A 20,379-nucleotide genomic window follows, 5' to 3' on the forward strand; every position below is an offset into this window, starting at 1 on the left:
ATCTATTCCTTCACAGCAGCTTGCAGTAGCATATCTTCTATTGCGAGTTTTGCCAATATATTCCATGTCGTGTTGCAATCTTTTGCAGACTCTACCAACTTCTTAGCATACTCTATTTTACCAATTCTAACATAAGAGAGAGATAATACGCCATTTAAGAAGCAGTCTTTTTGAATCTGCTTTGCTAATGGCCCCAAGAGATCGATAAGCTTTTCATACTGCTCTTTATCAAGAAGCTTTTTAGCAAAAAGTTGTACAAATTTTTGCACTACCTCATCATGTTCATAATTTTTCGCTAACAAAAGACTTTGATCATGTAAAAATGTGGTATCTACTTTGTTTGTGCGCAGCAATACTATATTGGCAAAAATATTTCTATAAAGATCGCTTTTAGGACACAGAGCTACAGTTTTTTCATAAACCCCTGGACACTCTTTTTGTGCAATAAAGCAGATTTTTGCGTAGAGTTTATAAAATTTACAGCTATGTACTTTACTTTTTTGTAAAACCTCCAAAGCTTTATCAAACATTCTGTTTTGATAGAGTGCTTCGAGATACACATAAAGTACCTCTCGTGTATTGTAGCGTTTGGACAAATACTCTAAAAGAGCTATGCGCAAAGACTCTCTCTTACATTCATGCAAAAAAGAGGCGACACGTAAAAGTGTTTGCAGTTCAAAAACAGCCTTAAAAAACTCCGGATTGGCACTATAAAGCATACATAGAGCATGAGAGCGCTTTGTATCGATATACTCTTGCCAAAGCCGCGCAAAATACTCTTTGTGCTCATATTTTAGCTGCTTTGCAGAGACCAATGACAACTCCCAGCTCAATCGCTTATAGAGTTTTTGACTATCAAGAGAAAAAGCCTCAAGTCCAAAGTTGGCAAGTGCAAAGAGTCCTATATAGCTGTTGCGATATTTGACCAGTGTTTTTACTGTAAATCTTAAGGGATCTTGTAAAAATTCCTCATTAGGAAAATATTTTTTAATGTAATAAGCACTCTTTTTATCCTTACGGATAATATAGAGAAGTTTTAGTCTTGCTACTGTAGCCAGAGGTGTTTGCGGAAAGTTTTTTATAAGACGAATATAGTAGTTGATGCTACTTTTGTAATCTTTTTGCAAAAACTTAATATCACCCAAGCGCAAAAGGGCTTTTTGCAATACCTCTTTATTTTTCACATAATTCAAGATCCTACGAAATAGCACTTCAGCAAATTTCAGATCTCCATATCTGTATGCATTTTCTGCAACATAGTAATAATAAGAGGGATTATCAATAAGATAGCTCTCAAACTCTCTATAGGTTTTTTTGAAAAACTCCAAAGCCTTTCCATACTCGCCTTTTGCAAAGTAGTACATTCCTTGCAAAAAAGCAAACTCTTTTTTTTGCGTTTTTTCTAAATTTTCAATTGTAAGAATAAGCATATATTTTGTTGCTAAATCCATTCTTTTGAGCCATACGGCTGTACGCAAGAGCCCCATGAGGATATTGAGCTTCTCTTTTTTCGTAGTAGCCTGTTTAAAAGCTATCTTATAATTTGAAAATGCTCTTTCATAAAATCCAAGATTTTCGTAAATATTCCCTTTGAGATAGTAGTACTCACTATCTTTTTTACCACCTTTTGCTAAGTACGTATTCAAATAGTTTATTGCAGACCAGAGATACTTCTTGTCTCCGATTCTCTTTCCAATATAGAGATAGGTATGAGCAACCATAAAAAGAGATTGCAGATAATAAGGAGATTGAGGAAATTTTGTCAAATAGGTAAATTCATCCAATGCTCTATAATAGGATCCATAGCGAAAGTCTCGCATGGCGTTTTCAAAAACTCTTTTTTCATTTTTATAAATTTTCGAAATTTGTTGTGTAGCATTACCTTCTTGTGTAGAAGAGAGAGTTTCTTGAACAGTATTAATTTCAGCAGTTACAAATAGAGGAAAAAGTAGAAGAAAAAGACTAAACCTTAACATTCACTGAGCCATTTGCACTCTTTGTTTGTTCACTACTGTCCTCAGAAAAGAACTCTGTTTGCTTTTCTCTATCTTTTATTCTTACTCTATACCTTTCATATCCGCTATCTTTCATTACATTTTCAACGTATTCTTGCAAATCTGGTTGTAACTGGAGCGGAGATTGGGATATAAAATGAAGATTGAGACGGTTTTGTGTCATAGATATATTGATATAGGTGTTTTCTATTTTTATACGTACAGCTCTTTGTTGCAAATTCTGCTCAAAAAACTCATGCTCGCCTTCAGTTTGCATAAACTCTTGCGCCAAATGACTACCGTCATCATGAAACATATCATGACTTTGACTATCATGCTTTCCTGAAGAGTTTTGCTGTAAAGTAGCCTGCTCTACGCCTCTTTTTTCACTATGGTTTGGAAGATCTTTATTTATTATTTGTTGCGTTCCATCATGATTATTATGCTTCAAATGGAGGATGACTTCTGCCAAGTCTCTATCAATATCAGTACTTGTCTGTAGCTGTGTAATAGGTTCTTTTGATCTATTTGCTATTTTTTCTTTATGTATTGTATGCAGCTTATTTATCTTTATTTTTGATGACGACATAAGGGATATTTTCTTATCAAAATCTCTTTTTATTGCTGTTTTCATAAAAGGCAACTCATGAGATGATTCAAAAATGTTCTCATTTCTTTGCAATATATCGTAGAGTTGATCTTTATCTTTTTTAACATTACGCTTATTATCTATAAACATTGACTGAGTTTGAGAAAGTTGTGGAGCAATATTACCTGCACTCTTTTGTATATTTTTTATTTTATTTAACTGCATCTCATCATTAGCAGATATTTCTCTTTTCCAATTTGTTGGTAGAGATTGGATAGTTTTTTGTTTTATAAATGCCTTCGATACAATGAGGCTTTTACCCTTTTTTTCCTCGGCAATTACTTTTGATTCAATTTGAGAAAGTTGTCGAGTATGTAGATCATGGATTTTCGTAGAGCTTTGGATATTTTCTCCACTATTTTGTGTATTTTTTATTTTATCATCAGAAAATATTTCTTTTTGCCAATTTGTTGCTAGAGACTGGATGGTTTTTTGTTTTGCAAATACCTTTAATACAGTCTGGCTTTTACTCTTTTTTTGCTCGGCAACTGCTTTTGCTTTAACGGGCTTTTGTTGTTCTTGTATTATATTGCCTGAAAAAGAGTTTTGAAGATTTTCTACATTTTGTAAAGGTAGATCTTTTTTTGACTTTTCCTGACTCTTTGCAAAAGTCTGCTTTTTCGTTTGTTTTGCTGCAGGTACACTATAGAAATTGGAAAGTGCAACTTCTCTTTTTATTGTATTTCTTTTATAAGATTTTACCTCTATAAATGGAGAAGCATGATTTATAAATGTACTCTCAAACTGCTTTTTATCTTTTACAACGACAGTTTCATTGCCAGTATTATAAAAGTTATCTTTATTTGACTGCTGCAATTTTTTTGAAGCTTCTTGCTGTAAATCTTTATTATTTATTAGATTGGCATCTGTATGTGGGGTTATTTTTTGTGCAATACTATCCTCACGGATAAAAGCCCGTTTCTCATCTCTTTGCACAATACGTGGCTTTTGCTCTTTTTCAAATCCTTGCAAGAACTTTTCATTGCCATATTGCTGATTATTTACAATATCGTTGTACTTTTTTAATATATCGTGTAGTTGTATTTTATTGGGAGAACCAAAATTATTTTGAGTAGTTGGAAATTTTTGATTGGATGATATAAAAATATTACGTAAAATGGGACTTTTTTCATGCAGTACTTTTATGCTCTCTTGCCCATTTTTTGGCAGTTGCAGGATTTTTCCAAGAATTTGGGTAAAACTCTCTTTTTGAGATATAGCAGCACCTTTTACTGCTACTCCCTGCTGTGAAGAGACAAAACCCTGTTTGAGCAAGAGATCAAAAATGTTCATGTCTGCTCCAGATCTTTTAAAATAGTTTTAAGTTTTTTAATAGCCTGCGTCTTTATCTGTGATACACGCGACTGGGAAATCCCCAACGTTTGCGCAATCTCTTTTGGCTCCCGCTCTTCAAAGAAGAACATCTGCAATGTTCTCTTCTCCTTCTCGCTCAGCTGCTCCATAGCCATTGCAATCAAGTCACCAACTTGAGAAGAGATCGCCTGATCTTCAGGCCCTATATCATCACTTATCATCACATCTATAAGGCGCATCGAATCATCACCAGATCCAATAGCCTTATCCATACTTATCATTATAGCTAAATTTGAAAGAGGAATATCTTTGCCCTCCTCTTTTTCTTTTTTTATCTTTTCACGCATACTACGAGGCATTATGTGAAGGCTACGCAAATAATCTAAAATTTCTCCTCTGATTTTTATATACGCATACGTGGAAAATTGGGCTTTGCTCTCATCAAATTTGTCAATTGCTTTTATGAGACCTATAATGCCTGTGTTTACCAGCTCATCAAACTCTATACCCGCATCACGTGGCAGTTTAAAAAAAATTTTTGATGCCACTTTTTTTACTAAGGGGGTATTATCGAGTATAATCTGCTGCTTCTGCTCCACAGTAACTTTCATACGTTAATTCTTTCCCATAAAATCAAAGAGTTTTTGCCAAAATTTATCATGAGTTACAGATTCAACTTTGAGCTCCTCTTTGCATATTCTTCTTATACTATTAGTGTATCCATCCTTTGGATAGAGTACTGCAACAAGCTCTTTTCTCTTTACTGCTTGACGAAGATTGTTTGTAAAGGGAAGAACCCCTAGCAGCTCGATATCTATTCCGAGAAATTTATTTGTAGAAATTTTAAGTTTATTGAATGTCTGCTCCCCCTCCTCTTTGTTTTTACACATATTGACAACTATTTTGAAGTTGTCATATTTATAGAGATTATAAAGCGTCTTTATTAGTGCATATGCATCCATGAGTGCAGTTGGTTCTGGAGTAGTAATCACATAGGATTTATGCGACGCTCGCAAAAAGGATGCAACCTTTTCATCTATTCCAGCTCCTGTGTCTATAATAATATAGTCATACTCTTGTGACACAAGTTCAAGCTGATTAATCACAGTCTGTATCGAAACATCTTCCATTTCAAAGAAATCATCAATACCTGAAAAGCCTACCAATACATCAAATCCAGCAGCATGTTGGATAATATTTTCTATTTTCTCACCTGTAAAAAGATGCTTAATATTCTTGCCTTTATCCAAACCTAAAAAGAGATGCACATTCGCCATACCTATATCTGCATCAATAAGGAGCACCCTCTTTTTAAACTCATTTGCCAATATATAAGAAAAATTGACAGCAAAATTGGTCTTACCTACGCCCCCTTTTCCACTAGCAATGGTAATAAATTTACTATTTTTTGTATCGCTTTTGGATACAAGTTCTCTTAGACCACTCGCTTGATCAATCATACACTCTCACCTAATATATAGTTGGCAATCCTCTCAGGATTGAGTACTCGAATATCTTCTGGAACCTTTTGACCAGTACTAATAAATGATACTGGAATGTTACTTTTGATAGGAAGATTGAGCAAAATTCCAGGCTTATATGTCTCATCAATTTTTGTAAAAAAGATTTCGCTTATAGGGAAAAAAGTTCGATAACGGTTGACAATCTCCATCGCTTCAGAGTTTTTATAGTTACAGCTAATAACTAAGGATATCTCCATAAAATCGCTTCCACTTCCTAAAATCTCTTTCATCTCACCAAGTCGCCAATAATCATAGTGACTACGTCCCACTGTATCAATGAGCACTACATCAACTCCATTAAGATTTTGCAACGTCTTTTTAAGGTTTTTCGAATCAGTTATGGCATAAAAAGGGATATTGAGAATATTAGAAAAGGAGCGTGCTTGCTGAATAGCTCCTACTTTAAATGTATCAATACTTATAACTGCGATTTTGAGTTTTTGGTTGATAACAAGCTCAGAAGCTATTTTGAAAAGATTTGTTGTTTTCCCAACACCAGTTGGGCCTACAAAAGCAAAAACCTTAAAGGCACCTTTTTGGATTTTGAGGGGGCCTTTGAATTTAATCTTTTTTTCTATGGCTTTGACAAGAGCCTCTTTAAAAAAAGAGGTGTTGAGATCAAACTTATTTGCATCAATATCAAATCCACAGGACTCTTTAACAAGAAGTTTTGCAATTTTTGGATCTACATCTTTTTTGATAAGAAGCTTAATAAGTTCTAAAGCATCTCCTGTAAACTCTTTAAACTCTTCTGCAAAATTGAGTGGAGCTGCAATATTGGCATGTGGAGGCACTTCTCCAAAATTCACTTCACCTTTTACTATCGCTTTTTTCAAAGGTTCAATCTTTTTATCAATCATCTTCTCTATACGCTCTAAAAAGCGATCTACCTCTTGATTTTTCTCCTCTTTTGCCAAAATATCAAAAAAACCCTCTTCTGGTGTTGGAACTTGAACAAAAAGTGAATATTTTTTCTTCTTCAAAAAAGGAATCAATCCCTTCTCACTCACTTCGTAGCTTATTATTTTCACCTCATCGCCGTACTCCTTTTTTGCTTGCTGTATCAGCTCATCAAGGTTGTAACCTTCATACTTAACTATTTCCATGTAATTCAACCTTAGCTACGACATTGAGTTTTGTTTTTGGCTCAATCTCATTGTATGCAAGCACCGCTACATTTGCCAAATAGGGCTCTAAAATCTTTCTCACATATCGCCTTACAGATGATGAAGTGAGTAAAACAGGGGTACGCTGATTGATAATAAACTTTTCTAAATTTGCATTTATCTGTGTGATAAAGTTTTGAAGCATGAGAGGATCTAGAGGTGGCAAATTACCCTCATACTCTTTGATTTTTTCAAAAAGATACTCTTCACTGGAACTCCCCAATGTCATTGCATACAAAACACCATCTTTGGCATAGATAGAAGTAATAAGGCGAGATAAGGATTCACGTACAAGTTCAGTTAATATATCTGTGTCTGCTGTTTTTGTAATATTATCTGCAAGAGACTCTATGATAGTAAGAAGATCTTTGATGGGAATATTTTCTCTCAGCAGATTTTGCAGTACTCTATGCAGCACAGAGTAAGAGACCTGTTCAGGAATAATCTCTTTGACTATCGGATAACGCTTTGCAAGTGCTTCGACGAGATCTTTTGTCTCACTGCGCCCTAAAATTTCATACGAATGGTTTTTAATTACTTCTGAAAGATGAGTAATAATAACTGTTGCCACATCTACTACGGTATACCCCAGTATTTTGGCTCTATCTTTTTGGCTTGCATCAATCCAGTAGGCTTTGAGGTTAAATGTTGGCTCTCTCGTCTCAATCCCTTCAATCTCCCCTTTCGTACTACCAGTATCGATTGCTAGATATTTGTCTGGATAGACCTCACCGCGAGCTACCTCTATCCCCCGAATCAAAATACGATATTCGCCTGATTGCAGCTCAAGATTATCTTTGATATGTATCAAAGGGATAATAATACCGAGCTCTTTACTCAGCTGCTTTCGCAATGATTTTATACGCTTGACAAGCTCACCACCTTGCTTTTCATCTACCATTGGGATAAGTGTATAACCGATCTCAAAAGATATACTCTCTGGCTGTACGACAAGTTCTTCTTCAGTCTCTTCTTCAGTTTGCTTGATAATCTCTTTTGCTTGCTGCTGGGCCTGCTCCATCTCTCTTCTTTTGAGATCTAGCTGCATCATATAAGCTGTAATAGCAAGCAAAGATGCCAGTGTCATAAAAGGGATAAAAGGCATACCTGGCACTACTCCCATGACAACAAGAGCGCCAGCAGTCATATACAAAGCTTTTGGATAGCCTGTAAGCTGTGAAAAGATCTCTTTACCAAGATTTTCTTGCGATACTGCTCGTGTCACCATCAGGCCTGCTGCTGTAGATGTAATAAGTGAAGGAATTTGTCCAACAAGTCCATCACCAACAGTCAAAATGGTAAAGTTTGCCGTTGCAGTTGCGATATCCATACCATGCTGCGACATCCCAATAGCTATACCGCCTATAATATTTATTAGTGTAATAATTATGCCAGCAATTGCATCACCGCGAATAAATTTACTCGCACCATCCATTGCACCATAAAAATCGGCCTCCTTAGCTATCTCTTCTCGCCTCTTTTTTGCCTCCTCTTCATCGATTAAACCAGCATTGAGATCTGCATCAATTGCCATCTGTTTTCCTGGCATTGCATCGAGTGTAAAGCGCGCACCAACTTCACTGATTCTCTCTGTACCTTTGGTGATTACAATGAAGTTGATAGTCACAAGTACAATAAAAACAATAATTCCTACAACATAGTTACCGCCCACTACATACTGACCAAAGCTCTCTATAAGCTTTCCCGCTGCACTTGGCCCTTCGTGACCATGCAAAAGTATTCTTCTAGTGGTTGCTACGTTGAGTGATAGGCGAAAAAGTGTAGCAATCAGTAAAAGGGATGGAAAAGCTGAAATTTGCAGTGGATTTGTCACATACACTGCAGACATTAGCATCACGAGTGAGAGCGTAATACTTGTGGTGAGCAAAATATCAAGCAAAAAAGGAGGTACAGGAAGTACCATAGAGCCTAAAATGGCTAAAATAAGTACAATAACAATAGCATCTGAGTGCTCATTAACTTTGGTAAAAAAAAGCTCAAAATTAGCTGTCATTTACTATTCTTTTCGTACTCTTTTAGAGCAGCTTCTATATACTCTTTGATACCTAAAGCATCACTATCACTTATCGCCTTGGCTAATTGCATATCTACCATATCAAGATACATTTTTGAAGAAAATGAATTTCCCAATAGCATACCTTGAGGGAGAGTTTTGCGCACCTCTTTAAGAAACATATGTACAAACTCCTCTTCAAAGGCTTTTGTAGCCATTTGAGAGCTCTTTATTTGTGAAAGCTTCGCAATGTCCCAGTATGCTTCTACTTTCATTTTTCTATCCTACATTATCACAATTTTTGCATGAAGCTTGCCCGCTTTTTTTATTGCTTCAATTATAGCAATGAGATCTCTAGGTGAAATTCCAAGATCGTTAAGCGCCTTGACAAGGTCTTTGAGAGACGGCGATCGAATTGCAAAAATTCTACCATTTTCTTCTTTAATTGAAGTTGTAACAGACTCGCTTTTTACCGTTTTTCCAGGGGAAAGTGGATTTGGTTGGGAAACAAAAGGCTCTTTTTGCACAGTCACATAGATATTGCCATGCGATATGTAAACAGGAGTGTCAATCTTAATATCACCACTCATAATAACTGTGCCTGTTCTTTCATAAATAATGATTTTTGGTTCATTTGATGTTTCAACAGGCATAGCGAGTATCTGAGAAATAAACTTGACTTTATCTGGCATTGTTGGTGAAGGGAAAAACACTCTAATAGTAGCTGCATCCATAGCATAAGCTAAGGTCTGTTTGAAATGGCTATTGATAGCTTCAACAATATTTTTCGCTAGTTTAAAATTGGGATGTTTGAGTGTCAAAGTGACAAATCGCTGGGAATCGAAACTATAGGGAAGATCTTTTTCGATAATTGCGCCGTTGGGAATAATTCCGGTAGTTGTAAAATTTTTACTAACTTTACCACCTTTATTAGATTCACTATACCCCCCACCTGTAGATACTGGTCCTTGAGCAAAAGCATATATTTTTTTATCTGGACCAAAAAGAGGTGTACGAATGAGTACACCATTGCCAATATCTTTTGCATCACCCATGGAGGATACTGTAACATCAGCCATCATACCGCTTTTTGCAAAAGGTGGGAGTTTGGCAGTTACAATCACTGCAGCAGCATTTTTTGTTTTCACATCTTTAGGATCGATATTGATTCCCATCTTTTTGAGCATATTAGCAATGCTTAGAAGTGTAAATTTTGTAGTAGTTCCATCTCCAGTGCCATGAAGTCCAACGACAATACCGTATCCTGTAAGATAGTTTTCTCGTACGCCTTGAATATTTACCTCATCCCCTATGCGTACCTCAACTGCCGATAAATTTATAAGGAGAAGTAAAACACCTATTACGAAACGGAGCAATTTTCTATCCTGCTAGTTAAATATAATTTATTATAACTAAAATGGCCATATTTTCATAATGAAATTTGCAAGCCAGCCGGGACGCTGTGTAGTATTTAAAAACCCTTTTCCATTGTATTCAACATACATATCTGCAATTTTTGATGAGTCAATACTATTGTCAGGATTGATATCTTGAGGTTTTACTATGCCAGATATTTTGATGTATTGTGTATCATTGTTGATTTTGACATATTTTGTACCTACAATAAAAAGGTTACCGTTGGGATAGACTTTTACCACTCGTGCTGTTATTTTCGCTATGAGTTTAGCACTTCTATTGGTACCGCCTTTTCCTTGAAATGCATTGGTTGATTTTTGATTAATTCCAAATATAGTCGATTTGTTGTGAGGAAGCTTTTTATCCAGTACCGTCACAGATGGAAAAGAGAGGTTAAGATTGTTACTCCTTTGGCTCTTTGTATCTGTTGTTCCAGTACCTTGGAGATTTTCATTGACCAATATCGTAACAATATCACCTATATTATGTGCTTTTGCATCACTAAAGAGATTATCATACCCTGTATAAAGAGATCCTGGGGCTTTATATGTGGGCTTAGGAGCAACTTCACTCATAACTGGTATTTTTGGCGGCTCTTTTTGGACAAGCTCCTTTTGGGCACATCCACTGAGTAGTATTAATAGACAAAACCAACTACACCGTTGGACAAAACTTTGCATCGTAGTACCTTATTTGAAGAGAGATTCTTGACTCGTATTATATCACCTACATTTCCATTCTCAAGAGCAAGACCAAGAAGCTCAATATGTATGCCATCTCTTTGATAGATGATTTTCACACTTCTTTTTCTTTTGACGGCATAGTTTGGCTCTATCATATACTCTTTGATAATCACATTTGCTCCGATATCTCTCTTTGCCACAGCTCCTAATACTTCGCCAGCAGACACAAATTTTTGTGCAGAATTTTTTAGGCGCACTTTTTTGGTTGTAATATCTCTATCTGTAATAACGGTTCCTTTTGGAATTTTTTTGGTGGCTACTGCAGCTTGTATAAAACGCTCTATAGCTACACTTGCGCGCAGACTCTTTAATACTTTTCGTTGTGAAAAGATTTTTATCCGTAGATATATATGAGCAAAGCTGACTGTGGTGGGCTTTATTGCAATATGATACCCCTCAGGAGGTATTTTTATTGCTACTTTTGGCAAATCAATGCTTTTAATACGAATATGAGGATAGTTTGCTTGTATAAATTCTTCTATCTGCTTTCGCAGATTCTGTTTTGTAAGAAGAGTTGCTTTTTTAAACAGAACTACTTTTTGACCAACTATTTTGACTTTTTTCGTATCAATCAAACTATTTGCCAATATTTTGGTTATTTCTGCTTGAGTAATGACTCCATCGCTACGATATTGAGGAGGGATTTGCAATGAGGCTATAAGATTTTTTATATTTGATGGTGCTTCAATAGTAGCGATATCGGCTAACTTTAAAGGAGATTTATCTAAAACGCTTGTTTTTAGTACTATGAGATTTTGCGCAGCAGCAAAAAGGACTAAGCCTAAAAGGAGAAAAAGATTACGACTTAAGATTCGCAACAGTTCGCAGCATCTCATCTGAAGTTGTCACACCTTTTGAGTTCATTTCGTATGCCCTTTGAGCAACGATAAGATTTACCATCTCCTCAACGATATTGACATTGGAACTTTCTAAAAATCCTTGAGAGAGCTTTCCAAAACCATCTGTGTTAGGATCTCCTTCCACTGCTTCAGATGAAGCTTCAGTAGCCAAAAAGAGGTTTTGTCCTATTGCTTTAAGTCCTGCAGGATTCACAAAACGATAGAGCTTGATATCTCCTAACTCTTCTACAGTTTGCGTACCTCCCTCATTGCGTACGGCATTGACTTTTCCATTAGGGCTAATAGAGATACTTACAAGAGTCTCAGGTGAGTTTACCTGAATATTTGGCATGAGCTTATACCCTTCGCTTGTTACAATATATCCCTCATTGTCGATTTGAAAATTCCCTGCTCTTGTATATGCTTCACCCCCATTAGGAAGCTCGATTTTAAAAAAACCTCTCCCCTCGATCGCTACATCAAGATCTCTTTCAGTGTGCTTGAGGCTTCCTTGAGAAAAGATCTTACTTACATCAGAGACTTTTACTCCCAAGCCGACTTGGATTCCTGATGGTACTCTATTGCCATCAGCACTTACTACGCCGGGATCTTTGATATTTTGATAGATAAGATCTTCAAAGTTTGCTCTGCTCTGTTTAAATCCCACTGTATTGACATTTGCAATATTGTGAGAAACAACATCCAAGTTTGTCTGCTGCGCAGCCATTCCCGAAGCTGATGTCCATAGTGCCCGTATCATCTTCTCTCCTTTTAAGCTTTACCGATTTCATTTGTTTTTTGATTGAGTTGCTCGAGACTCTTTATCATGTTACTATACATCTCAAATCTTCTTTGCGCAGTAATAAGTGAAGTCATCTCTACAATAGGATTGAGATTGCTTCCTTCTAAAAATCCCTGTTTAAGTTTATATGTAGCAGGCTGCTCACTCCCCTTTGCAAGATAATAGGTATCACCCATAGGTTCAATTTTTGCAAAATCTTTAATTTGTAGTTTTGCTACTGCTTCTCCCTGTTGATAGATTGTCCCATCTTCACCAAGATCTACTCTTTTGCGTGAATCAAGCTTTATAGGTTTATCTCTATCATCAAGCAAGAAATTACCATTTTTATCCACTAGATACCCCTCTTCATTGAGGAAAAAGTGGCCGCTGCGTGTAAGTATCTTTTCTCCCCCTTTTTGCACAAGAAAATACCCACTTCCTTCAATAGCAAAATCAAGAGGATTCCCTGTTTGCCTCAATGGACCCTGTTTCATATCAATAAGAGTCTCTTGAAACCGTGGGAAAACAAAAAGGTGATTTGCATCCCCTCCATTTTCATCAAGTCTTTGACTCATCTCTTTTATAAGGAGTTTTTTAAACCCATCCGTATTGGCATTGGCAATATTGTTAGTGGTAGTGTCGAGCTGCTCCATCGCACGTGACCCACCACTTGCTAGCATATAGATCGATTGCATATCAAGGGCCATTTTTTACCTCTCTAAAATCTTTAGTCTATCTTCTGGTTTTATAATGTGGGTTATTTTGATACCAAAGTTATTTTTTACTGTATAGAGCTCTCCTTTTGCAATGACTCTTCCATTTACTTTGAGATCTATTGGCTCATTGACATACCTATCAAGCTCTATAACACTGTTTGGATTGAGTTTGAGCACATCCTCTAAAGGCATCTGCGTTGATCCAATCTCCACAGTAATTTCAAGTGGAATATCCAGTAAAAGTGAGAGCTTCGAATCAACACTCTTTTCATACTCACCAAACTCATCTAATGGTTTTGTATTCTCTTCATCATTATAACTCATTTGAGCAAACTGCTGTGCCATAAGCTCGTCTGGACTTAACTCTTCACTCTTTTCATCAGCATTCTCTTCTTGTGTGCTCTCTTGGGCTTCCGGTTCCTCTATCTGTTCATCACCCATATCTGCAAACTGTTGTGCCATGAGCTCATCTGGACTCAGTTCTTTATTCTCTTCACTCATTCTCTTCTTCCTTACTTACTTCCTCTTTTAGAAGTGCTGCATAACGATCTCCAACTTTACCCAGTCTACATACAAATTTCTCTTTATCTGCAATGCGGAGCTTTACTAGATCCTCTTTACTTACATCTAACATCAACTCAGTACCTACTTCCCAACCTATGATTTCTCGCAAAAAATACTCTTTTTTTGCTAGCTCCAACGTTACCTCTACATCTGTTTGCAATAAAAGCTCATTGAGCTTCTCTTTCCACGCAGTATCTACCTCTCCTGAGAATTCGCTATATATCACATCTTTAATAGGCAAGAACATTCCTTGCGGATAGCAAAAATATATAGGAGCCTCATACCCATCAATATCAACAAGACACTCTGCAATAATAACCTTCTCATTTCCTGAAGTTATTTTTGCAAGAGCAGGATTGAGCTCAGTCGATCTCTTCTCTACTTCAATATTATATACTAAAGAAAATGTTTCTTGCAGTTTTTTAAGAGCCAAATCTATAAAATCTTTAATCACATAGGTCTCAAGTTTTGTAAACTCTCTTCCTTCTACTTTAAAAGGTTTAGCAGGTCCTCCAAACATCACACTGATTATTGTAAAAACAAGTCTTGAATCCACAACTAAAAGAGCTGTCTCTTTCAAAGGTTTCATCGTAAAGGTTGTATAACTTGAGGGCATTGGAATTTTAAACATAAATGTATTGAAGCGTGTAATGTATATGCTCTCTTTGGAGACCATATTTATTTTTGGAAGAAGTTTACGAATATCATCACGAAAACTCTTAGCCCATCGCTCATAAATGAGTTCTAAGCCAGGAAGTCCACCTTTTTTAATACTTTCAAGTTCACTAAAATCAAAAGGTCGGATATCTGATTGCTCTTGCGGCTCTTCTGTTGCACCAGCATCATCACCGCCAAGTAGCGCATCAATCTCCTCTTGGGAGAGAAATTCTTGTTCAGACATCCTTAACCTTCATAAATCACTTAATAAAATTATATTTTCTCATTCTATTTTATTGATAAAACTATATATTATATTTGATTATCGTCAATTTTTACAAGCTATTTATTTAGAAATAACAAAAAACGTCAAAACAGATACATTTCTCCCATAAAATCATACATACTCTTCACCGGCGCCAAATTCAATAACACCTTTATTGATGAGATTTTTGATCTCTTCAATAACTTTCTTCTGCGCTTTTTCTACATCACTCTTTTTCACTGGACCCAATACTTCCATATCCTCCAGGAACATCTCTGCAGCTCTTTTTGACATATTAGAAAGAAATTTATTGAGTATATCCTCTGGTGCACCCTTGAGTGCGAGCATGAGATCGTTTTTATCAATGTTTTTGAGTATCTCAATAATAGCTTTGTTGTCAAGTTTGATAATATCTTCAAATTTAAACATTCTCTCTTCGATATTATCAGCTAAAAGTTCATCCTCTTTACGTACATCTTCAAGGAGTTCTACTTGGAGATCTTTTGGCAATGCATTCACAATTTCTGCTGCAACATCAATACCACTAAGAGTCTCTTCATTGCCAGCACCAATTGTGAGAAGCTCCTCTTCAAGAGTGTTAGCTACAACTTTGAGAGTTTGTGAAGAGATTTTTTCTATAGAAGCGATACGTTTAATAACCTCTTCTTGTACATTAGTCACACCAACGCGCTTAGGAATATATTGCAAAATCTCCGCAGCTTTGGAGGGTTTAAGCTGTGATAATATCAGTGCAATTACTTGAGGATGCTCATCTTTGATAAGGTTCGCAACCATTTTGGCATCAAGTTTTTCCAACTCTTTAAATATCGCTTTTCCCTCTTGCTCATCAAATGTTTCGCTGAGGAGTTTTTCTAAAAGCTCAGGAGGCAACGCCTCTTGTAAGATTTTTTTGAGATGATCTGGAGCAATTTTAACAGGCGATATATTTTTTAGATGCTCGTATGCCTCTTCAAGAACAGATTTGAGCACCTCTTTAGAGGGGGTTTCCAAAGATAATATAGTTTTAATGAGTTTTTCAATCTCATGCTCTTTAAGCCTTTTGAAAATATGTACCGTCACCTCTTCTGGTAATGATGAAATAAGTATTGCAGCTTTTTGTAATCCGTTTACACTTTTTTTGTCATCAGCCGCCAAATTAAACCTTTTTTGCTTTTGGAACATTTTAATATTTTTTTATTAAAAATCCTATGAAATTACCGATAATCACAAAAATCACCTGCAAAGGGATACGCATGTCAGGATTGAATAATGAGCAAATAGCAATAGCAATAAATCATATCAATTTAGCAAAAGACGAGATTACTGAGTGTGCTAATACTCTCTATGCGACACTAGAGATGTTAGAAGAGCAGTGCGATAATCATGAGATGAAAGAGAGCATTATCAAAGCAATCGCTACATTGCAAATGCAAGACATTGTCACACAAAGGTTAACAAAACTAGAAGATTTTATGCAGCGTATCGATACTGTAACTTCTCTTCCTCAAGACAATGCATATCTTGAAGAGTTTGCGTGGGAAAATGAAGTGGATCAAAACGATATAGATGCAATGTTCAATGAAAGAAAAGGATAATCTATGCATATACAAATAACAGAAGATATGCAAGAGATTTTGGATGAGTTTATACAAGAAGCTGAAGAGATCCTAGAAAATCTCGATCAAGAGCTCATAGAGCTGGAAAATGATCCTACAAACAAAGAGTTACTCAACCAGATTTTTCGGGGTATGCATACCCTTAAAGGTGGAGCAGGTTTTTTAGGCTTAGAAAGTATCATCAATCTTGCCCATATCATCGAAAGTATTTTCGACAAACTTCGCAACGATGAACTCCAGCTCAATTCAGATATGATGGATACGATTTTGGAAGGTATCGATATTATCAAAAACTCTATCGAAACACTCAAAACACAAAATGAGATTCCAGACACACAAGATATTCAAGGCATATTAGATAAACTTAATGATCTTCTTGAAGGAAAAGAAATAACATCAACACAAGAAGAACCTGTAGAAGATGCAGCACCTCAAGCGCAAGAAGATATAACTCAATCACATGATGAAGACCAAGAAGTACCCGTAGCACAGATAGATAAAGAGATTGAAATTGTGTTTCATGAAGATGTAGATCCAGATATCCAAAAACTCATCTTGCAATATCCTGATAAATCTATGATAGAGATCCTCGATGAACTCATATTGCTTCCACCAGAAGAGCGAGATATGGATCTCATCGCAAAACTTGATGAACTCATTCAGCAAGGCAAAGATGTAGAGGATCTCATTGTACAAAAAATTGTAAAAGAAAAAAAAGAGCTTGAAGAAAAAACAATTGAAGAAAAGTGCGAGGTTGTAGAAGCACCTCAAGAAGAAAAGAAGCAAAAAGCTCCAGCACCATCTCCCAAAGCGCCAGCCAAAAAGGCAAAAAAAGAGGAAGGGGAGACGATACGTATCGATATAGAGAGAGTCTCTACACTCATGAATCTGGTGGGAGAACTTGTTTTAGATCGCAACCGTATTGTCAAACTTACATCCAGACTCAACACTACACAAGATGATACAGAAGTTATCGAAGAGCTTAGTGAAGCAATAGCTGGAATGAGTAGAAGCGTCTCAGATTTGCAAGAAGTGGTAATGAAACTGCGCATGCAGCCAGTAAAACGTATTTTTAGTAAATTTCCTCGCATCGTAAGAGATTTGGCAAAAAAAGTTGGCAAAAAAATCAATCTTGAACTCGAAGGTGAAGATACAGAAATCGATAGAAGTATTCTCAATCAGCTTGAAGATCCGCTCATTCACTTGGTACGTAACTCTATCGATCACGGCATAGAGCCACCTGAAGAGCGTATCGCAAAAGGTAAACCAGAATATGGCACAATTTTGCTCTCGGCTCTTCAAGAGGGAGATCGCATCATCGTATCAATTGAGGATGATGGACGTGGAATAGATCCAGATAAGGTCAAACAAAAAGCTATAGAAAAAGGGCTTATTAGACCTGAGCAAGCAGAACAGATGAGTGATAAAGAAGCGTTTGAACTCATTTTTATGCCTGGATTTTCTACAGTGGAAAAGGTAAGCGATTTGAGTGGACGTGGTGTAGGAATGGATGTGGTAGCAAATGTGATTCACTCTTTGCGCGGAGCAATTGAAGTAGAGAGTGAAAAAGATGAGGGAACTAAAATCACTATGAAACTTCCACTTACAGTTGCTATCATACGTACCCTTATGGTGGGCGTTAATAATCGTATATTTGCTATACCACTTTTTAGCGTTGTTGAAATTATTAAATACCGTCCAGAAGATATCAAAGATGTTGGTATTTATAAATCACTTATGCTCAGAGACGAAGTCTATCTCTTTTTTCATCTCAATGAGCTTTTTGATATAGAAAGTAGCAGTGAAAACAAATTTGTCATTATCATCAACATTGGAGAAAAAAATATCGCTATTGCAGTAGATAATCTCTATGGAGAAGAAGAGATTGTTATTAAACCTCTTGGTGAGATGCTCAAAGATGTAGAAGGTATTGCAGGAGCAACTATTACAGGTGATGGAAAAGTGGTACTGATACTTGATATTAAATCTCTTATCAACGATAAACGTAACGATCTCATAGGAGTTATCTAATGAACGACATTGAAGTATTAGGTCTTAGTGAAACAATAGAAGAAGATCTTAAAGAAGAGCAGCGAGTTATTGCTTTTTTACTTAATAAGGAACTTATTGGCATTGATATCAAAAACATTATCAAAATTACAAAGCGTCTTGATATAACTCCTGTACCTAAAACACCAGAGCATATATTAGGAGTGATGAATCTGCGTGGCAATATTGTACCAGTAGTCAATGTAAAGCAGATGCTGGGGCTTCCTCACGACAAAAAAGAGGAACAAGAATTTATCCTTATTATCGATTCAGCTATTGGCAATATCGGACTTATGATTGATCAAGTGGTAGGCGCTATAACAATAGATGATGAAGAGATACTCCCAGCTCCTATCAACTCTATCGGGATTGATGCTAAATATATAACTGGAGTGGTCGTTACTGATGAAGAGGTAGGTGATAAAAACCTTCTCATCCTTCTTGATATTGAAAAACTGTTTCATAAATCTGACCAAGAAAACGAAGAATAAGAGGCTGCCATGAGAAAAAAAGAGTATCTACCTAAAATTTTGGAGACGGGAGCAAATGAACTTGAAGTTATAGATTTTCGCATGTTTGAAGAACTCGAAGATGGGAATGTTTATGAGTGGGTTTTAGGTGTCAACGTCGCCAAAGTCAAAGAGGTAATCCAGCGCCCCACCAATATATTTCGCTCTCCCGGTATGCCGCCTGAAGTAGAAGGACTAGCAAAAATCCGTGAAGATGTCATACCAATCGTAAATCTGGAAAAGTGGATGAAAATAAAAGCTCCTGCTGACAAAGAGAGCAAATATGCTATAGTTATGGAGTTTTTACGTGAGATTATAGGTATTTTAGTGCATGAAGCTAAAAGAATTCGCCGCATCAAGTGGACAGATATTAAAAAACCCCCAGCTAGCGTAGATGAAAAACTGGGAGGAAAAGTTGTAGGGGTAATAGAAATAGAAGATAACCAACTCCTTCTTTTATTAGATTTTGAAGGAATTTTGGATGAACTTGGCATGATAAAAGTTTTCAATGTAGAAGATAAAGATGAGTATGGAAAGAGTGATACATCTTACAATATACTGATTCTCGATGACAGTCCAGTTGCAAGAAAAATTATTCGTAAAATTCTTACACAAGATGGACATAATGTTTATGAAGTTGAAAGCGGAATTGATGGCCTCAAATACCTTGAATCACTTAAAGAGGAAGCTCAAAAAGAGGGAAAAGATATTACAGACAAAATACAACTCATAATTAGTGATATTGAGATGCCAGGAATGGATGGGCTGACATTTACAAAAAGAGTAAAAGAAGATCCAGTATTGTCAAAAATTCCTGTAGTTATCAATACATCACTATCTGATAAAGCAACAGTTGATAAAACAAGATTTGTCAATGCAGATGCACATCTTGTAAAATTTGATACAAAAGATCTTTTACATATAGTTCATGAATATGCAATAAAAAAATAGGGAGGATAAATGGCATTACCAGATAAAAACATAAGAATTTTAGTAGTAGATGATGCACCTATGATTCGCAGAATTCTCAAAAACCTTCTCAAAGAGATGGGATTTAGCAATATTGATGAAGCAGAAGATGGTATGGTAGCACTCCAAAAACTTCGTAGCCAAAAATACGATTTTGTTATTACTGATTGGAATATGCCAAATCTTACAGGCATTGAGCTTGTTCAAGAGATTAGAAAAGATCCCAATCTCAAATCTTTACCGATAATGATGGTTACAGCAGAAGCAAAAAAAGAAAATATCATACTAGCCCTTAAAAGCGGAGTCAATAACTATATCGTCAAACCTTTCACTCCAGAAAATGTCAAAGCTAAAATCGAGGCAATCTTTTCGGCCAAAAAAAAGTAACAGGAGCACAAAATGAGCAAAAAAGAGCTAAAACTAGAAAATGTAGATGAATGCAGAGAAGATCTCGAAACTTGTATAAGAGAAAAAGAGACGATTTTGAAAAATGGAAAAAGACAATGGATAAGAAGTGGTATCAATTTAAGCGAAGGTATCTTTAATGCAAGTTTAGTTGCAACTGGAATCTATAATTTTAAAAACCGTTTTTCAA

The 20,379-nt window shown here is 36.1% G+C and carries 20 protein-coding genes; 5 read left to right on the plus strand and 15 right to left on the minus strand.

Annotated elements, in window-relative coordinates:
- Nucleotides 1-2 precede the first annotated feature (2 nt).
- The 15 genes from NITER_RS05340 to fliG all read right to left on the minus strand — a co-directional run bounded on the left by NITER_RS05340 (nucleotide 3) and on the right by fliG (nucleotide 15,796).
- Nucleotides 3-1,976, minus strand: a complete 1,974-nt coding sequence (locus NITER_RS05340; RefSeq protein ID WP_084275522.1) for a tetratricopeptide repeat protein — start codon at nucleotides 1,974-1,976, stop codon at nucleotides 3-5.
- Nucleotides 1,963-3,936 carry a hypothetical protein gene (locus NITER_RS05345; RefSeq protein ID WP_084275521.1) on the minus strand — a complete coding sequence of 658 codons (1,974 nt, stop codon included), beginning with the start codon at nucleotides 3,934-3,936 and terminating at the stop codon, nucleotides 1,963-1,965. Before NITER_RS05345 ends, NITER_RS05340 begins: the two co-directional genes overlap by 14 nt.
- Entirely contained in the window at nucleotides 3,933-4,568 is a 636-nt protein-coding gene (locus NITER_RS05350; protein WP_084275520.1) for a sigma-70 family RNA polymerase sigma factor, read from the minus strand. The genes NITER_RS05345 and NITER_RS05350 overlap by 4 nt, the downstream gene beginning before the upstream one ends.
- Nucleotides 4,569-4,571: 3 nt before the next feature.
- Nucleotides 4,572-5,417 carry a MinD/ParA family protein gene (locus NITER_RS05355; RefSeq protein WP_084275519.1) on the minus strand — a complete coding sequence of 282 codons (846 nt, stop codon included), beginning with the start codon at nucleotides 5,415-5,417 and terminating at the stop codon, nucleotides 4,572-4,574.
- The gene (locus NITER_RS05360; RefSeq protein ID WP_084275518.1) at nucleotides 5,414-6,586 is read right to left on the minus strand and encodes a flagellar biosynthesis protein FlhF; all 1,173 of its coding nucleotides are present in this window, start codon (nucleotides 6,584-6,586) and stop codon (nucleotides 5,414-5,416) included. Before NITER_RS05360 ends, NITER_RS05355 begins: the two co-directional genes overlap by 4 nt.
- Nucleotides 6,573-8,660 (minus strand): flagellar biosynthesis protein FlhA, encoded by a 2,088-nt coding sequence (flhA, locus tag NITER_RS05365; protein WP_084275517.1) that lies wholly within the window; start codon nucleotides 8,658-8,660, stop codon nucleotides 6,573-6,575. Before flhA ends, NITER_RS05360 begins: the two co-directional genes overlap by 14 nt.
- A complete protein-coding gene (locus tag NITER_RS05370; RefSeq protein ID WP_084275516.1) occupies nucleotides 8,657-8,935 on the minus strand; it encodes a rod-binding protein in 279 nt (92 codons plus the stop codon). Before NITER_RS05370 ends, flhA begins: the two co-directional genes overlap by 4 nt.
- Nucleotides 8,936-8,944: 9 nt before the next feature.
- Nucleotides 8,945-10,036, minus strand: a complete 1,092-nt coding sequence (locus NITER_RS05375; RefSeq protein WP_084275515.1) for a flagellar basal body P-ring protein FlgI — start codon at nucleotides 10,034-10,036, stop codon at nucleotides 8,945-8,947.
- A gap of 36 nt (nucleotides 10,037-10,072) precedes the next feature.
- Nucleotides 10,073-10,756 carry a flagellar basal body L-ring protein FlgH gene (locus NITER_RS05380; protein ID WP_084275514.1) on the minus strand — a complete coding sequence of 228 codons (684 nt, stop codon included), beginning with the start codon at nucleotides 10,754-10,756 and terminating at the stop codon, nucleotides 10,073-10,075.
- Nucleotides 10,714-11,655: a flagellar basal body P-ring formation chaperone FlgA gene (flgA, locus tag NITER_RS05385; protein WP_084275513.1), complete on the minus strand. Its 942-nt coding sequence runs from the start codon at nucleotides 11,653-11,655 to the stop codon at nucleotides 10,714-10,716. The genes NITER_RS05380 and flgA overlap by 43 nt, the downstream gene beginning before the upstream one ends.
- Nucleotides 11,618-12,418, minus strand: coding sequence for a flagellar basal-body rod protein FlgG (gene flgG, locus NITER_RS05390; protein ID WP_084275512.1), 801 nt, complete (start codon nucleotides 12,416-12,418; stop codon nucleotides 11,618-11,620). The genes flgA and flgG overlap by 38 nt, the downstream gene beginning before the upstream one ends.
- Nucleotides 12,419-12,429: 11 nt before the next feature.
- On the minus strand, nucleotides 12,430-13,146 hold the full coding sequence (locus NITER_RS05395) for a flagellar hook-basal body protein (RefSeq protein ID WP_084275511.1): 717 nt from the start codon (nucleotides 13,144-13,146) through the stop codon (nucleotides 12,430-12,432).
- A 3-nt stretch (nucleotides 13,147-13,149) separates the two neighbouring features.
- Nucleotides 13,150-13,656, minus strand: coding sequence for a flagellar motor switch protein FliN (gene fliN / locus NITER_RS05400; protein ID WP_197685307.1), 507 nt, complete (start codon nucleotides 13,654-13,656; stop codon nucleotides 13,150-13,152).
- Nucleotides 13,649-14,620 (minus strand): flagellar motor switch protein FliM, encoded by a 972-nt coding sequence (gene fliM, locus NITER_RS05405; RefSeq protein ID WP_084275510.1) that lies wholly within the window; start codon nucleotides 14,618-14,620, stop codon nucleotides 13,649-13,651. The genes fliN and fliM overlap by 8 nt, the downstream gene beginning before the upstream one ends.
- A gap of 153 nt (nucleotides 14,621-14,773) precedes the next feature.
- A complete protein-coding gene (gene fliG / locus NITER_RS05410) occupies nucleotides 14,774-15,796 on the minus strand; it encodes a flagellar motor switch protein FliG (protein WP_197685306.1) in 1,023 nt (340 codons plus the stop codon).
- Between the two features lie 98 nt (nucleotides 15,797-15,894).
- Between fliG and NITER_RS05415 the strand changes: the two genes are divergently transcribed.
- From NITER_RS05415 to NITER_RS05435, 5 genes are read left to right on the plus strand one after another with little or no spacing between them, the layout of a single operon-like run.
- The gene (locus tag NITER_RS05415) at nucleotides 15,895-16,236 is read left to right on the plus strand and encodes a hypothetical protein (RefSeq protein WP_084275508.1); all 342 of its coding nucleotides are present in this window, start codon (nucleotides 15,895-15,897) and stop codon (nucleotides 16,234-16,236) included.
- Between the two features lie 3 nt (nucleotides 16,237-16,239).
- Nucleotides 16,240-18,288, plus strand: a complete 2,049-nt coding sequence (locus NITER_RS05420; protein WP_084275507.1) for a chemotaxis protein CheA — start codon at nucleotides 16,240-16,242, stop codon at nucleotides 18,286-18,288.
- The gene (locus NITER_RS05425) at nucleotides 18,288-18,797 is read left to right on the plus strand and encodes a chemotaxis protein CheW (protein ID WP_084275506.1); all 510 of its coding nucleotides are present in this window, start codon (nucleotides 18,288-18,290) and stop codon (nucleotides 18,795-18,797) included. Before NITER_RS05420 ends, NITER_RS05425 begins: the two co-directional genes overlap by 1 nt.
- A gap of 9 nt (nucleotides 18,798-18,806) precedes the next feature.
- Nucleotides 18,807-19,766 carry a chemotaxis protein gene (locus tag NITER_RS05430; RefSeq protein ID WP_084275505.1) on the plus strand — a complete coding sequence of 320 codons (960 nt, stop codon included), beginning with the start codon at nucleotides 18,807-18,809 and terminating at the stop codon, nucleotides 19,764-19,766.
- 9 nt (nucleotides 19,767-19,775) lie between these two features.
- The gene (locus NITER_RS05435) at nucleotides 19,776-20,171 is read left to right on the plus strand and encodes a chemotaxis response regulator CheY (protein WP_084275504.1); all 396 of its coding nucleotides are present in this window, start codon (nucleotides 19,776-19,778) and stop codon (nucleotides 20,169-20,171) included.
- Nucleotides 20,172-20,379: the final 208 nt, after the last annotated feature.

Source organism: Nitratiruptor tergarcus DSM 16512, assembly GCF_027946175.1.
Lineage (GTDB): Bacteria > Campylobacterota > Campylobacteria > Campylobacterales > Nitratiruptoraceae > Nitratiruptor > Nitratiruptor tergarcus.

What these genes read in the sequence shown, in the direction of transcription:
- NITER_RS05380 (WP_084275514.1), bottom strand. Translation starts at nt 10,756, where the DNA reads ATGCAAAGTTTTGTCCAACGGTGTAGTTGGTTTTGTCTATTAATACTA.
- NITER_RS05430 (WP_084275505.1), top strand. Translation starts at nt 18,807, where the DNA reads ATGAGAAAAAAAGAGTATCTACCTAAAATTTTGGAGACGGGAGCAAAT.
- fliN (WP_197685307.1), bottom strand. Translation starts at nt 13,656, where the DNA reads ATGAGTGAAGAGAATAAAGAACTGAGTCCAGATGAGCTCATGGCACAA.
- NITER_RS05355 (WP_084275519.1), bottom strand. Translation starts at nt 5,417, where the DNA reads ATGATTGATCAAGCGAGTGGTCTAAGAGAACTTGTATCCAAAAGCGAT.
- flhA (WP_084275517.1), bottom strand. Translation starts at nt 8,660, where the DNA reads ATGACAGCTAATTTTGAGCTTTTTTTTACCAAAGTTAATGAGCACTCA.
- NITER_RS05395 (WP_084275511.1), bottom strand. Translation starts at nt 13,146, where the DNA reads ATGGCCCTTGATATGCAATCGATCTATATGCTAGCAAGTGGTGGGTCA.
- flgA (WP_084275513.1), bottom strand. Translation starts at nt 11,655, where the DNA reads ATGAGATGCTGCGAACTGTTGCGAATCTTAAGTCGTAATCTTTTTCTC.
- NITER_RS05415 (WP_084275508.1), top strand. Translation starts at nt 15,895, where the DNA reads ATGTCAGGATTGAATAATGAGCAAATAGCAATAGCAATAAATCATATC.
- flgG (WP_084275512.1), bottom strand. Translation starts at nt 12,418, where the DNA reads ATGATACGGGCACTATGGACATCAGCTTCGGGAATGGCTGCGCAGCAG.
- NITER_RS05425 (WP_084275506.1), top strand. Translation starts at nt 18,288, where the DNA reads ATGAACGACATTGAAGTATTAGGTCTTAGTGAAACAATAGAAGAAGAT.
- NITER_RS05435 (WP_084275504.1), top strand. Translation starts at nt 19,776, where the DNA reads ATGGCATTACCAGATAAAAACATAAGAATTTTAGTAGTAGATGATGCA.
- NITER_RS05370 (WP_084275516.1), bottom strand. Translation starts at nt 8,935, where the DNA reads ATGAAAGTAGAAGCATACTGGGACATTGCGAAGCTTTCACAAATAAAG.
- NITER_RS05360 (WP_084275518.1), bottom strand. Translation starts at nt 6,586, where the DNA reads ATGGAAATAGTTAAGTATGAAGGTTACAACCTTGATGAGCTGATACAG.
- NITER_RS05420 (WP_084275507.1), top strand. Translation starts at nt 16,240, where the DNA reads ATGCATATACAAATAACAGAAGATATGCAAGAGATTTTGGATGAGTTT.
- fliM (WP_084275510.1), bottom strand. Translation starts at nt 14,620, where the DNA reads ATGTCTGAACAAGAATTTCTCTCCCAAGAGGAGATTGATGCGCTACTT.
- NITER_RS05340 (WP_084275522.1), bottom strand. Translation starts at nt 1,976, where the DNA reads ATGTTAAGGTTTAGTCTTTTTCTTCTACTTTTTCCTCTATTTGTAACT.
- NITER_RS05345 (WP_084275521.1), bottom strand. Translation starts at nt 3,936, where the DNA reads ATGAACATTTTTGATCTCTTGCTCAAACAGGGTTTTGTCTCTTCACAG.
- NITER_RS05350 (WP_084275520.1), bottom strand. Translation starts at nt 4,568, where the DNA reads ATGAAAGTTACTGTGGAGCAGAAGCAGCAGATTATACTCGATAATACC.